Genomic DNA, 12,394 nt, shown 5'->3' on the forward strand with positions numbered 1-12,394 from the left:
TAAACCCCATAGTTTCAAAAGGCCGCGGCAGGCTCATCCCTGCCGCGGCCTTTTGTTTTGAACCGCATTATTTCCCATAAAAATTCAGGGGGAATTTAATCCAATTTTAGAGGACCACAGGCTAGCTTGCGGCAATACCGATCCGGGCTAGTGGGGGCCGCCAAATGTCTTTCAGCATACGCAATATACTTGTGGGATTTTTTCTGCTCGTCGGCATCGCGCTGGCAGGCTTCGTGGGCAACGGCATGTTGCAGTCCGTGCAGCGTGCCCGCAGCTTTTCGGAGGTGGCGCAGCTCGTTTCGCTGGACAGGCTGCTTTTCAACGCCTTGCTGAACTTTCGCAGTGAACGCGGCAACAGCGCCTCGGCGCTGACGGTCGATCCGGCGAAGACGGCCAACACCATCGCCAGCGTGCAGGCGTCGCGCCAGAAGGTGGATGCCGCCATGGGCGCCTTTCTCGAACAGTCCGCCGCGCTCGATCAGGCTGGCCTCAAGGCCCCGCTTGCCCGCGTGAAGGATATCTACACGCAATTCCTGGAGCTGCGCAAAAAGGTTGACGCCAACGTCACCCTGCCGCTCGACCGTCGTGAAAACGGGCTGGACAAGACTGTGCTGGCGCTCGGTCAGGATTTCCTGACGGCGCTCGAAGCGGGCTCGACGGCGGTGGAAGGCGAGGTTCGCTCGCTGGACCAGAGCCTGACCGGCCTCATCCAGTTGCGGTCCTATGGCTGGTCGGCGCGAGCGCTCGGCGGCAGCGCCACCGTTGTCATCAATGCGGTCGTGGCCCAGCAGCGGCCGCTGACCCCGCAGGAAACCCAGCAGCTTGGCAATTTCGATGCCGGCGCGGCCTTTGCCTGGAAAGCCACCGGCGACCTCGTCGCGCACGAATCGACGCCGCAGGCTCTGAAGGATATCTATGCCGTTGCCGACAGGACCTATTTCAAGGGTGATTTCGTCGCGCAGCGCGCAAAGCTGATCGACGATCTGAACAACGGCCGCACGCCTGCCTTCACCATCGATACATGGCGCAATACCGTCACCGAAAGCCTCGATACGGTCGCGAAAATCGCCTCCGAAGCGATGGATGTTCTCAATGCCAATGCCGAAAAGGCCAGACAGGACGCCTTTATCGGCGCGATGATCTATCTCGCCGCGTTCATCCTCACGCTTGGCGTCTGCATTCTCTGCCTTGCCGTCATCGTCGGTCGCGTCACCCGTCCCATCAGCCGCCTGACAAAGGCGATGATGGAATTGTCCATCGGCAACCTGACCATCGATGTGCCCGGCGCAAAACGCGGCGACGAGATCGGCGAGATGGCCCGCGCCGTGGAAATCTTCCGCGAAGCAGCCATCCGCAACCGGCAGCTTGAGGACGAAGCCGTCGGTAACCGCGAGCAGGCCGAGCGTGACCGTATCGAGCTGCAGCAGCGCGCCGAGGCCGAGGCCGAAGAGCGTCTCAATCAGGCCACGGGGTCGCTGGCTGGCGGTCTTCGCCGGCTTGCGTCCGGTGATATGGTCTGCGAGATCGCCACGCCGTTTGCGCCGCAATTCGAGACGCTGCGGCACGATTTCAACAGCTCCGTGCATCAGCTGCGCGAAGCGCTCACCAGCGTTGGCCAGTCCGTGCAGACCGTGAATGGCGGCGCCCACGAGGTATCCTCCGCATCCGACGATCTTTCCCGCCGCACCGAACAGCAGGCCGCTTCCCTGGAGGAAACCGCCGCAGCGCTGGAAGAGATCACCGCCAATGTTTCCGCCACCTCCAAACGGGCGAGCGATGCGCGCGACACGGTGCGCGAGGCAAGGACAAAGGCCGATCTTTCCGGCAAGGTGGTGCGCGATGCCGTCGCCGCCATGGAGCGCATCGAACATTCCTCGCGCCAGATCGGCCAGATCATCGGCGTCATCGACGAAATTGCCTTCCAGACCAACCTTCTGGCGCTGAATGCCGGCGTCGAGGCAGCAAGGGCGGGCGATGCGGGCAAGGGCTTCGCCGTCGTCGCACAGGAAGTGCGCGAACTGGCGCAGCGCTCCGCCAACGCCGCCAAGGAAATCAAGCAGCTCATCACCGCGTCAGCCGTTGCGGTGGGTGAAGGCGTGAAGCTGGTGGCCGATACCGGCGTTGGGCTTTCCGAGATCGAACAACTGGTGCTTTCCGTCAACACCCATATGGATGCCATCGCCACGGCGGCGCAGGAACAGTCGGCCGGTCTTTCCGAGGTCAACACCGCCGTCAACCACATGGATCAGGCCACGCAGCAGAACGCCGCCATGGTCGAGGAAATGAATGCGGCCGGTGCGGGTCTTGCACAGGAATGCACCAACCTCCACGCCCTGCTTGCGCAATTCCAGCTCGGCCAGCAAAGCTCCGCATTGCGGGAGACGGCACGGCATATGCAGCGCGCCGCAAGCCCGGCCCACGCGCCCGCCGCACCGGTCGCACCGGTACCGAAGGCCCGCCCCGTCGCCGCACGCGGCAATGCGGCGCTGGCCGTGAAGGGGGATGAGTGGACGGAGTTTTGAAGACAAATCCAGCGTTGGATGTGGCGAGGAACTAGCATCCGCACTTCGTCACCCCGGACTAGATCCGGGGTCCAGCGCGATCAAGTCCTTGATCGCGAAAGACTCTTCTCACGGCGCAGACGTGCCGTGGCTGGATGCCGGATCATCCTCGGGCTTGTTCCGGGGACCGGCATGACGGAGGAGAGAGTACAGTTCCTTCTCTTCAACAAGTCTAGGCCCGCACCTGAAACCGGCGCGGGCTTCACCGTTTCCGCACATCCGGCAGCGCAGCGGCAAGCGCCCGCAGCGGTGCGGTCATATGTTTGTCGCGCCGCATAGCCAGCGCGATCCGGCGCTCCAGCGGCGGTTCGAGCGAGCGCCATTCGAGCCCGGATGCCGCGCCTTCATGCTCCATCGCCATGCGCGGCACGATGGCAAGGCCAAGGCCCGCGCCTGCGAGCTTCTTGATCGCCTCGACGCTGCCCAGTTCCATGGCGGGCTGCACGGTGCGGCCGCTTGCCGAAAACCATTGATCCACCAGCCGGCGCGTATTGCCGCCCTCGTAAAGCAGCAGCGGCCGCGCCGAAAGCGTCTCGGCGTTGAGCACGGTTGCGTCAGAGACGGAGCCTTGCGGGAAAACCGCGACCAGCTCGTCGAGATGGATGTCGCTGATGTCGAGGCTGCGGCCGCTGGCGGGCAGGGCCACCACCGCCGCATCGATGGTATTGGCCTCCAGAAGCCGGAGGATATCGTGGGTATTGCCGGTCTGCACGACGATCTCGATGCCGGGCATGGCCTGCCGGATTTTCCCCAGCACCGGCGGCAGCAGATAGATGCAGGCGGTGGCGCCGGTGCCGATGCGCAGGCGTCCCGTCACCCCGCTGCGATGCGGCGCTACGGTATCGATGGCATGCGCCACTTCTTCCGCAATCCGCCTTGCATGGATGAGAAAGTCGCGCCCCGCAGCCGTCGGCTGCGCGCGCCTGCCCACCCTTTCGATCAGCCGCACACCGAGCTGTTTTTCGAGCAGCCTTATATGCAGGCTGATGGCCGGCTGCGTCAGCCCCGCCTTGTCGGCGGCGGCGGAAAAACTGCCGAGATCGGCCACATCCATGAAGCTGCGCAGCTGCCGCAGATCGAGGTCCATCATCAAAGAAAACCTTATCGTTTGTATAAGACAGATAATCTTTATTTTGGCTGCGCCGCAATGCACAATGACGGCGTGAATGATCCGCAGGACAAGAGAATGACCCTTTCCACCGTTTCCAGCCTTACGATCCGCCCCTGCGAAGAGGCGGATATTCCAGCCATTGCCGAAATCTACCGGGACGCCGTGCTGCACGGCCGCGCGAGCTTCGAGATCGATCCGCCAAGCGTGGAGACGATGCTGGAGCGCCGCCGCCTTCTGGTGGAAGGCAATTACCCCTATCTCGTCGCCGAATGCGATGGAAAGATAGCCGGATATGCCTATGCCGGCGCCTATCGCCCGCGCCCGGCCTATGGCGCGGCGGTGGAGAATTCCGTCTATATCGATCCGGCCATGAAGGGCATGGGCATCGGTCGCAAGCTGCTCGATGCGTTGATCGAGGCGGCGACGGCAGGCGGCTTCCGGCAGATGATCGCCGTCATCGGCGATTCGGCCAACGCCGCCTCGATCGGCGTGCACCGCGCCGCCGGTTTCGAACATGTCGGCACCTTCAAATCCATCGGCTGGAAACATGGCCAATGGCTGGATACGGTGCTGATGCAGCGTGCGCTGGGCGAGGGAGACACCACGCCGCGCTTTTGAACGATCAGGGCTTGGTGGAGCCGGGGATTTCCACCTTCAGCGTATCGCCGGAAAGCTCGCTGCCCAGCTCCACGGCCTTGGTTTTCTTGTCGTAGACGCAGATATGGCTCACGGTCGCATCCGCGCCGCCACTCTTCCCGGTGAGTTTGGCCTTGCCGGTGAGGATGGCGAGGCCGTAATTCTCGCTGCCGACGGGATCGACCACGGCCTTCGCGTCCTCGATCATGTCTTTGGCGCCGGCAAGACAGGCCGTCTGCACATCCGCCACGAACTCCTTCCAGGCGTCATCCGACGATGCGGCGGCGGGGAAGGTGAGCGACGAGAAGGCCGCAAGGAGGAGGATGGTGCGGGGGATCGGGCGGGTCATGGAATTTCCTTCCTGCAATCTCGGCAAAAGCGAACCGATAGGGTGGAAAACGGTACGCCAAAGGTGTGAAACAAATGTGGTGGCGGCCGCGCGGAGAGGAATTTTCTCTTTTGTCGGAACATTTTGATATTTCGCAGGTTGCCCAAATTGAGGTTCGCTCCTATGGTCCGCTCACACGGTTTCTAGGAGCGGTAACCCGCTGCAAAAAGGAGTAAAAACCATGGCCTTCGAACTTCCCGAACTCCCCTACGACTACGACGCGCTTGCACCCTACATGTCGCGCGAGACGCTCGAGTTCCATCACGACAAGCACCACAAGGCATATGTCGACAACGGCAACAAGCTGGCGGCCGAAGCAGGTCTTTCCGACCTGTCGCTCGAAGAAGTCGTGAAGAAGTCCTTTGGCACCAATGCCGGTCTCTTCAACAATGCTGCCCAGCATTACAACCACGTCCATTTCTGGAAGTGGATGAAGAAGGGCGGCGGCGGCAACAAGCTGCCGGGCAAGCTCGAGCAGGCATTCGCCTCCGATCTCGGCGGCTACGACAAGTTCAAGGCCGATTTCATCGCTGCCGGCACCACGCAGTTCGGCTCCGGCTGGGCATGGCTCTCCGTCAAGAACGGCAAGCTTGAAATCTCCAAGACCCCGAACGGCGAAAACCCGCTGGTTCATGGCGCCGATCCCATCCTCGGCGTCGACGTATGGGAACATTCCTACTACATCGATTACCGCAACCTGCGTCCGAAGTACCTCGAAGCCTTCGTCGACAACCTCATCAACTGGGACTACGTCCTGGAGCGTTACGAAGCCGCCGCCAAGTAAGGCTTGCGGAACGCGTGGTTGCTGATCGAAGCAGCCTCCTCCCGCGCGACGTCATCCTCGGCCTTGTGCCGAGGATCTGCGCCGTCTCTCAAAACGCGACGTGGCAGATGCTCGGGACAGGCCCGAGCATGACGACAGTGGAAATATCCACACACTTGAGACGCCCGGCTTCAAGCCGGGTGTTTTGCATTTGTGATATGGCGATACGGCCTGTCGGATTTTATTGTCACAAGCCTGTCATCCGCCGGGTTTATCGCGGCGCATCATGACTGAAAAAACCACGCCTCTCTTCTCCTTCGGCATCGTCGCCGATCCCCAATATGCCGATGCCGACCCCCGCCCGGAAATGGGCCGTTATTATGCCGAGAGCCCGAAAAAGCTCGCAGACGCGGTCGACGCCTTCAACCGCGAAGACCTCGCCTTCGTGGTGACGCTCGGCGATATCATCGACCGCGGCTTCGACAATTTCGATGCGATCCTTGCCGTTTACGACGGGCTTCGCCATCGCTCGGTCCTGCTGCCGGGCAATCACGATTTCGCCGTCGCCGCCGAGCATTTGCCGGCTATCCACGCCCGCCTCGGCATGTCCGCCCCCTGGCATGATTTTTCCATCGGTGACGTCCGTTTCGTCGTGCTTGACGGCAACGAGGTCAGCCTGTTCGCCCCGCCGCCCGGCGATCCGCGTCGAGCGCTTGCCGCAGACCGGCTGAAGCGCCTGGCGGATGCGGGTGCAATCAATGCGCAGGACTGGAACGCCTCGCTCAGCGACGAGCAGTTCGAATGGCTGCGGGCCGTTCTGCAAAAGGCGGATGCGGCGGGCGAAAAAGTGATCGTTCTCTGCCACTATCCTGTCTACCCGGAAAACGCCCACAACATGTGGGACGCGCCGCGTATCCTTGAGCTCCTCGGCTCCCACCCCTCGGTCGTCGCGTGGTTCAATGGCCATAATCACGAGGGCAATTACGGCCTATTGGGCAATACCCACTTCGTGAACTTCAAGGGCATGGTCGATACGCCTGACCAGAACACCTTCGCCATCGCCGATGTCTTTTCCGACCGGATCGTCATTCGCGGTTTCGGGCGCGAGGAGGATCGCCTGCTGGAGTATTTCCTGTAGGAAATAATGCCTTGCTGTGATGCCGGACCTCTCTCGAAGCCCTCATTCCTGTGCTTGTCACAGGAATCCAGCCAGCCCAAGTCCTTGGGCTGAAAAGAGTCTCCCGCCGCGCAGACGCGCGTCGACTGGATTCCTGTGACAAGCACAGGAATGAGGGCGGAGAGGGGTGCTCCGACACATAACAGAGGCTGCGAGCTGCACTAAATTCTGTTTCCCAACTGGTTGCTCTGCCAGCCGCTCATCCACAATTGCCGCAGCTTCTCGCCTTCCAGCTTGAAGAAGCTGCCGGTCGTTTCGCAGCTCAGCACCCGGTCCGAGCGGAAATTGCGAATCGCCTGCCGCAATTCGCACCAGGCGACGATATTCACCGTCTCCGAATAATAGATCACCGCAATCGGCCGAACCCGCCGCTGCGTTTGCGCGCCGGCTTCATCGCGATAGGTGATCTCCAGCTTCTCCTCGTCGCGCACCGCCCGCCGGACCGTCGCAAGATCGACGCCGGCGGGGGAGGGCGCGATGCTGCCCCAGGCATGTAGGGCATTGGCGGAGAGGGTTTTCGACAGGGGTTCGGGCAGGGAGGCGGCAATCTTGTCGCTGACCTGCCTTGCCGCCTGCCGCAACTCGCTATCGCCGGTGCGGGCCACCATGGCGAGCGCCAGCACGATCGCCTCCGTCTCTTCGATGGAAAACATCAACGGCGGCAGGTTGAAGCCGGGACGCAGGATATAACCAACGCCGCGTTCCCCTTCGATGGGCACGCGCATGGTCTGAAGCGCTGCTATGTCGCGATAGACCGAGCGCACCGTCACTTCCAGCGCCTCGGCAATCGTCTGCGCGGTGACAGGCCTGCGCGCCACCCGCAGGATCTGGATGATCTCGAACAGTCTCGACGCCTTGCGCATTGCCGTTTTCCCGGTGGATTTCCCCACGCAACTGACACAACGCTGTCAGTTGGCTTTTCCTATAAACGAAGAAACACATTGAGAAACATGGGATTTCCCGAATGTGTCGTGAACCGTTTTGGGAGATACTGACATGAGTTACGCCGAAAATCTCTGGCTTTTCTTTCTGGTCCTGTTCGGCATCATCATCCTGCCGGGCATGGATATGCTGTTCGTACTGGCAAGCGCGCTGACGGGGGGAAAGAGAACCGGCCTTTCCGCCGCAAGCGGCATGAGCGCCGGCGGCATTGTGCATTCGCTTTACGGCGCCCTGGGCGTCGGCATGCTTGCCGCCTGGATGCCGTCGCTGTTCCTGCCGCTTCTGGTTTTCGGTGCCGCCTATATGATCTGGATCGGCATCGGCCTGATGCGCAGCGCGATTGTCGTGAACGGCGATGAGGCGCAGGCGAGCGCTTCGGTCAGAAAAGCCTTCTGGCGGGCGGTGCTGACCTGCCTTTCCAATCCGAAGGCCTATCTGTTCATGATGGCGATCTATCCGCAATTCCTCAAACCGGCTTATGGCCCGATCTGGGTGCAGGGGCTGGTGATGGGCGCGATGGTGGCGGTCACGCAGTTTACGGTCTATGGCGCGCTGGCGCTGACGGCGGATAAAAGCCGGGCATGGCTGGTTTCTTCGCCCGCCGCCACGATCTTCATCGGCCGCGCCGCCGGTTTCATGCTGATTGCCGCAGCGCTGCTGACACTGTGGGAGGCCCTGTCTTAGGCTTCTGTTTTCACGATGGAATTCACCGCAATGTGACTTCTTTTCGCCATCCGGAAAGGGCATCCTCGCGCCGTTCCATATAGCGCCCGGTGTCCCGGCCGGAATCAAGGAGAGTTGCATGAAACTGAAAACCATCACCGCGGCCATGCTGTTCGGCTGTCTTTGCGCCGGAGCGGTCTACGCTGCCGGCGAAGTCGAAAAACGTGAAGGCATGATGAAGCAGATCGGTGGGGCGATGGGTTCGCTCGCCGCCATCTCCAAGGGCGAAAAGCCCTTCGACGCCGATACCGTCAAGACTGCCGTAACCACCATCGGCACCAACGCTAAGGCTTTCCCGGACCAGTTCCCCGCCGGCACCGAGACCGGCAGTGCGGCTGCCCCCGCCATCTGGGAAAATTTCGACGACTTCAAGGCCAAGGCTGCCAAGCTCGGCACGGATGCGGACATGGTTCTCGCCAATCTCCCCACCGATCAGGCGGGCGTCGCCACCGCCATGAAGACGCTCGGCGCCGATTGCGGCACCTGCCACCAGACCTATCGTCTGAAGAAATAATCGCAACACTTTGGAAACGCCGCGTACCGGCGGCGTTTTCTCAGGCACGAAAGACATCTGACCGGGTCAGGTGAGAATGGGGAGAGGGGCATGTCCTCCATCTGGACGAAACTCGCGGGCGGGGCCGTCGTCGCGGCCATTGCGGGCTACGGCATATTCGCCTGGGTCACCGCGCCTCAGCGGCAGGCGCCCAGCCACTGGGTCAGCCTGGGCGAACCGGATCTGGCCAACGGCGAAACGCTGTTCTGGGCGGGCGGCTGCGCAAGCTGCCATGCCGCGCCCGATGCGAAAGGTGAGGCGCTGTTGACGCTTTCGGGCGGGCAGGCGCTGAAAAGCCCCTTCGGCACCTTCCATGTCCCCAATATTTCCTCCGATCCGCAGCATGGCATCGGCGGCTGGACGCTGGCGGAATTCGGCGATGCGATGACGCGCGGTGTGGGCAGGAACGGCGAACATCTCTACCCGTCCTTTCCCTATGCCTCCTATGCCCGCATGACGCAGAAGGACATCAACGATCTCTTCGGTTATCTGAAAGCCCTGCCGGCCAGCCAGAACGATGCGCCGGATCACGAGTTGCCGTTTCCCTTCAATCTGCGCATGGCGCTGGGCGGCTGGAAATTCCTTTATTTCGACCCCTCGGCGCGGCCCCGCGTCGAGCTTGCCAATGCCAATGCCGAATTGCTGCGCGGCCAATATCTGGTGGAAGGGCCGGGCCATTGCGGCGAATGCCACACGCCGCGCAACGCGCTTGGCGGTTTCGTGAAAGACAAGTGGCTGGCCGGCGGGCCCAACCCGGAAGGCGAGGGCCGCATTCCCGACATTACCCCCGGCTCGCAAAGCATCGGCAGCTGGGCCGAGGCCGATATTGCCAGCTATCTGGAAAACGGCTTCACCCCGGAATTCGACAGCGTCGGCGGCTCCATGGTCAAGGTGCAGCAGAACATGGCGCATCTGACGCCTGAAGACCGCGATGCGATTGCCGCCTATCTGAAGGCCATACCGTCGCGGTAATCCTCAGCCGTCATGCCGGACTAGATCCGGCATCCAGCCACGGCGCGGCTGCGCCGTGAGAAGAGTCTCTTGCGATCAAGGACTTGATCGCGCTGGACCCCGGATCTAGTCCGGGGTGACGGAGGTGCAGGCGACGGCGTGCAGTTCGAAGTCAGGCCCACCATTGACTCCCGACCCCGCCCATCGGATAACAATCCTGTGATGGTTCCTTCCGGGCGTTCCGGAAGGTGAAAAGGGAACACGATAGGGAGAAATCCTCATTCGTGGCTGCCCCCGCAACTGTGAGCGGAGAGCCTGAAACGAAATGCCACTGGCAAGCCATCTCGCCGGGAACCGAGGGTTTCCAGAGAGGGTGACGCCGGGAAGGTGTTTCAGGTTTTGACCCGTAAGCCAGGAGACCTGCCATCGCGGAAATATCCATGCCGGCGGGGTGTCCGGAAGAGCGGAATTTCAGGGTGGCGGGATCGACGCCTCCCTGTGTCAGTCTCGTATCCCCGTGGTGAAGTGTATCGTAGCGGCTCGACGGCCCTTTGCCGTGCGGCCGCGTCCAAAGGCGCGGGGTCGCGCCGGAGAGGGGTCACCATGTCCATCAACCAGAATACGGCCAACGCCGCCGTTTCCGCAAAAACAACCAGCTTCGCGCAATCGCTGACGGCGATCGTGCTTGGCCTGTTCGTTGTCGGTTTTGTCGGCTTTTCCCATGTGGAGGCCGTTCATAACGCCGCGCATGACACGCGTCATGCCAACGCCTTCCCCTGCCATTGAGGGGAAACGGCATGTCGTCTTTTCGCAATATCGTCTTTACCGCCGTTCTCGTCGGCATTCTCGGCGGTTTCGCCGTTTCGGCCATGCAGGCTTTCGGCACGACGCCGCTCATCCTTCAGGCGGAAACCTATGAAAGCGCCGGCGAAGCGCCCCACAGCCATGATGCGACGGCCCCCGGTGCTGCCGTTCCCGCCCATGAGCACAATGACGAGGCCTGGGCTCCGGCCGATGGCTTCGAGCGCACCGCCTATACCGTCGCCGCTAATGTGCTGACCGCTATCGGTTATGCGTTGGTGCTGACCGGCCTCATTTCGCTGCGTGGCACGAATGGCGGCTGGCGCGAAGGCCTTCTCTGGGGCGTTGCTGGCTTTGCCGCCGTCATGCTGGCCCCGATGATCGGCCTGCCGCCGGAACTGCCGGGCAGCCCGGCCGCCGCACTTGAGGCGCGGCAGATCTGGTGGCTTGCGACGGTTGCCGCAACCGCGGGCGGCATTGCGCTGATCGCGTTCCGCCGCGAACCCTGGGCAATCGTATTGGCGCTGGTGTTGATCGTCGCACCGCATGTGGTCGGCGCACCCTTGCCGCCGGAAGGCGAACATGCGCTGGCGCCGCTGCCGCTGGAGCGTCAGTTCATCGTCGCCGCCACCGTGACCAGCTTCGTTTTCTGGGCTTTGCTCGGAACATTGAGCGCGTTTTTCCTGAAGCGCTTCCAGTCGGCGTAAATCCATGCAGGACGCAGCGGAATGGAGTGAGGAGCTCGATGCGCTGCGTTTTGCCGTCCCCGGTCACGGCGCTTTCTGCGCCGTGCACCGCCTTGCCTTCAAGGCAGTCCTTGGGGCGACCCCGGATCGCGAGGCGGCTCTTGCCTGTTTTCATGAACACGAGGCCGCTTTTATCGCTGCGGCGCTCACCAAGATAAAACGTGCAAATTTACCCGCCGGCCGCAGCCTGCATCTGAACAGCCGCGATATTCGCCGGGCGATTGCCGGGGAGGGTGAGGAGCCAGCGGCGCGCGTATGCCGGGTGCTGGATCGGAGGTGATGAGTGAGGGTGCCAAGACGCTTGTATTTTGCACCACCTCATTCCTGTGCTTGTCACAGGAATCCAGCCGACGCTCGTCCGCGCGGCGGGAAGAGTCCTTTCAGCCCAAGGACTTGGGCTGGCTAGATTCCTGTGACAAGCACAGGAATGAGGGCGGGCGGGCTTACGTGGCCCACAATATCAGCGTCCGCCTCAGCGATGCTCCGCCGCAAAAACCTGAAGTTCCGCCTCGGCTTCCGGACCAAAGAGGCCGAGGTGTTTCAGGATTTCCACAGCGAAACTGACCGGCGCGCTGCCGGCGGCGGTGATGATGCCGCGATCGCTAACCGCTTTCGGCTGGTCGCGGTAGAGCGATTCGCCGCTATAGACGGCATAGGCCTTGTGCGATGCCAGCGAATTGCCGGTATGGGCGACATCGTTCAGCACGCCCGTGCCGCCGAGCGCGCTTGCCGCCGCGCAGATGCCGGCAACCAGCCGGTTCCTGTCGCGAAACCGGTGCACCAGCCCGCCAAGATCGACAGCCGTTCCCTTTTCCCAGCTCAAGCCGCCGGGAATGACGAGCGCATCGATGCCGGCCGGATCAAGCGCGTCATAGGATGTGTCAGGCGTCACGGTCAGCCCGCCCATGGACGTTACCGGCCGGCCATCGGGCGTGGCATAGACGATCTCGACGCCGAGATAGCTGCGGGCTGCCGCAGCAAGCAGCGCCGGTTCCCAGTCCGCAAAATCCTGCGCCAGCGCAATGGCGATCCGTGTCATGGC

General features: G+C 62.2%; 14 protein-coding genes and 1 riboswitch. Of the genes, 10 read left to right on the forward strand and 4 right to left on the reverse strand.

Annotation, left to right across the window (positions count from 1 at the left end; all coding sequences use genetic code 11):
• Positions 1–164 precede the first annotated feature (164 nt).
• A complete protein-coding gene (locus ACQZ60_RS04205; protein WP_448734797.1) occupies positions 165–2,522 on the forward strand; it encodes a methyl-accepting chemotaxis protein in 2,358 nt (785 codons plus the stop codon).
• A 241-nt stretch (positions 2,523–2,763) separates the two neighbouring features.
• Here ACQZ60_RS04205 and ACQZ60_RS04210 read toward each other — a convergent pair whose 3' ends face one another.
• A complete protein-coding gene (locus tag ACQZ60_RS04210) occupies positions 2,764–3,651 on the reverse strand; it encodes a LysR family transcriptional regulator (protein WP_448734798.1) in 888 nt (295 codons plus the stop codon).
• 96 nt (positions 3,652–3,747) lie between these two features.
• Here ACQZ60_RS04210 and ACQZ60_RS04215 point away from each other — a divergent pair, with 96 nt between their 5' ends.
• Positions 3,748–4,290 carry a GNAT family N-acetyltransferase gene (locus ACQZ60_RS04215; RefSeq protein WP_304982322.1) on the forward strand — a complete coding sequence of 181 codons (543 nt, stop codon included), beginning with the start codon at positions 3,748–3,750 and terminating at the stop codon, positions 4,288–4,290.
• Positions 4,291–4,294: 4 nt separating this feature from the next.
• Here the strand turns inward: ACQZ60_RS04215 and ACQZ60_RS04220 are convergent, their stop codons facing one another.
• The gene (locus tag ACQZ60_RS04220; RefSeq protein ID WP_448734799.1) at positions 4,295–4,657 is read right to left on the reverse strand and encodes a hypothetical protein; all 363 of its coding nucleotides are present in this window, start codon (positions 4,655–4,657) and stop codon (positions 4,295–4,297) included.
• 220 nt (positions 4,658–4,877) lie between these two features.
• Between ACQZ60_RS04220 and ACQZ60_RS04225 the strand changes: the two genes are divergently transcribed.
• Complete coding sequence (locus ACQZ60_RS04225; RefSeq protein ID WP_003522258.1) at positions 4,878–5,480, forward strand: superoxide dismutase; 603 nt, start codon at positions 4,878–4,880, stop codon at positions 5,478–5,480.
• 265 nt (positions 5,481–5,745) lie between these two features.
• Entirely contained in the window at positions 5,746–6,597 is an 852-nt protein-coding gene (locus ACQZ60_RS04230; protein ID WP_448734800.1) for a metallophosphoesterase, read from the forward strand.
• A 200-nt stretch (positions 6,598–6,797) separates the two neighbouring features.
• Here the strand turns inward: ACQZ60_RS04230 and ACQZ60_RS04235 are convergent, their stop codons facing one another.
• On the reverse strand, positions 6,798–7,499 hold the full coding sequence (locus tag ACQZ60_RS04235; protein ID WP_020810772.1) for a helix-turn-helix transcriptional regulator: 702 nt from the start codon (positions 7,497–7,499) through the stop codon (positions 6,798–6,800).
• Between the two features lie 133 nt (positions 7,500–7,632).
• Between ACQZ60_RS04235 and ACQZ60_RS04240 the strand changes: the two genes are divergently transcribed.
• The 6 genes from ACQZ60_RS04240 to ACQZ60_RS04265 all read left to right on the forward strand — a co-directional run bounded on the left by ACQZ60_RS04240 (position 7,633) and on the right by ACQZ60_RS04265 (position 11,632).
• Entirely contained in the window at positions 7,633–8,262 is a 630-nt protein-coding gene (locus ACQZ60_RS04240; RefSeq protein WP_020810771.1) for a LysE family translocator, read from the forward strand.
• Positions 8,263–8,380: 118 nt separating this feature from the next.
• Positions 8,381–8,815, forward strand: a complete 435-nt coding sequence (locus tag ACQZ60_RS04245) for a c-type cytochrome (RefSeq protein ID WP_003522262.1) — start codon at positions 8,381–8,383, stop codon at positions 8,813–8,815.
• Between the two features lie 90 nt (positions 8,816–8,905).
• Positions 8,906–9,826 (forward strand): c-type cytochrome, encoded by a 921-nt coding sequence (locus ACQZ60_RS04250; protein WP_020810770.1) that lies wholly within the window; start codon positions 8,906–8,908, stop codon positions 9,824–9,826.
• A 185-nt stretch (positions 9,827–10,011) separates the two neighbouring features.
• Positions 10,012–10,247, forward strand: a riboswitch (cobalamin riboswitch).
• A 161-nt stretch (positions 10,248–10,408) separates the two neighbouring features.
• Positions 10,409–10,591: a CbtB domain-containing protein gene (locus tag ACQZ60_RS04255; RefSeq protein WP_003522264.1), complete on the forward strand. Its 183-nt coding sequence runs from the start codon at positions 10,409–10,411 to the stop codon at positions 10,589–10,591.
• An 11-nt stretch (positions 10,592–10,602) separates the two neighbouring features.
• A complete protein-coding gene (locus ACQZ60_RS04260) occupies positions 10,603–11,313 on the forward strand; it encodes a CbtA family protein (protein ID WP_020810769.1) in 711 nt (236 codons plus the stop codon).
• A 4-nt stretch (positions 11,314–11,317) separates the two neighbouring features.
• Positions 11,318–11,632 carry a hypothetical protein gene (locus ACQZ60_RS04265; protein WP_020810768.1) on the forward strand — a complete coding sequence of 105 codons (315 nt, stop codon included), beginning with the start codon at positions 11,318–11,320 and terminating at the stop codon, positions 11,630–11,632.
• Positions 11,633–11,824: 192 nt separating this feature from the next.
• On the opposite strand, the gene ACQZ60_RS04270 is transcribed toward ACQZ60_RS04265, so the two are convergent.
• Positions 11,825–12,391 (reverse strand): type 1 glutamine amidotransferase family protein, encoded by a 567-nt coding sequence (locus ACQZ60_RS04270; protein ID WP_020810767.1) that lies wholly within the window; start codon positions 12,389–12,391, stop codon positions 11,825–11,827.
• Positions 12,392–12,394: the final 3 nt, after the last annotated feature.

It is taken from the genome of Agrobacterium sp. 22-223-1, assembly GCF_053522385.1.

Excerpts from the sequence above, each read along its gene's own strand:
- ACQZ60_RS04235 (WP_020810772.1), bottom strand. The coding sequence starts at position 7,499 with ATGCGCAAGGCGTCGAGACTGTTCGAGATCATCCAGATCCTGCGGGTG.
- ACQZ60_RS04240 (WP_020810771.1), top strand. The coding sequence starts at position 7,633 with ATGAGTTACGCCGAAAATCTCTGGCTTTTCTTTCTGGTCCTGTTCGGC.
- ACQZ60_RS04215 (WP_304982322.1), top strand. The coding sequence starts at position 3,748 with ATGACCCTTTCCACCGTTTCCAGCCTTACGATCCGCCCCTGCGAAGAG.
- ACQZ60_RS04205 (WP_448734797.1), top strand. The coding sequence starts at position 165 with ATGTCTTTCAGCATACGCAATATACTTGTGGGATTTTTTCTGCTCGTC.
- ACQZ60_RS04270 (WP_020810767.1), bottom strand. The coding sequence starts at position 12,391 with ATGACACGGATCGCCATTGCGCTGGCGCAGGATTTTGCGGACTGGGAA.
- ACQZ60_RS04220 (WP_448734799.1), bottom strand. The coding sequence starts at position 4,657 with ATGACCCGCCCGATCCCCCGCACCATCCTCCTCCTTGCGGCCTTCTCG.
- ACQZ60_RS04255 (WP_003522264.1), top strand. The coding sequence starts at position 10,409 with ATGTCCATCAACCAGAATACGGCCAACGCCGCCGTTTCCGCAAAAACA.
- ACQZ60_RS04250 (WP_020810770.1), top strand. The coding sequence starts at position 8,906 with ATGTCCTCCATCTGGACGAAACTCGCGGGCGGGGCCGTCGTCGCGGCC.
- ACQZ60_RS04265 (WP_020810768.1), top strand. The coding sequence starts at position 11,318 with ATGCAGGACGCAGCGGAATGGAGTGAGGAGCTCGATGCGCTGCGTTTT.
- ACQZ60_RS04210 (WP_448734798.1), bottom strand. The coding sequence starts at position 3,651 with ATGATGGACCTCGATCTGCGGCAGCTGCGCAGCTTCATGGATGTGGCC.
- ACQZ60_RS04245 (WP_003522262.1), top strand. The coding sequence starts at position 8,381 with ATGAAACTGAAAACCATCACCGCGGCCATGCTGTTCGGCTGTCTTTGC.
- ACQZ60_RS04230 (WP_448734800.1), top strand. The coding sequence starts at position 5,746 with ATGACTGAAAAAACCACGCCTCTCTTCTCCTTCGGCATCGTCGCCGAT.
- ACQZ60_RS04225 (WP_003522258.1), top strand. The coding sequence starts at position 4,878 with ATGGCCTTCGAACTTCCCGAACTCCCCTACGACTACGACGCGCTTGCA.
- ACQZ60_RS04260 (WP_020810769.1), top strand. The coding sequence starts at position 10,603 with ATGTCGTCTTTTCGCAATATCGTCTTTACCGCCGTTCTCGTCGGCATT.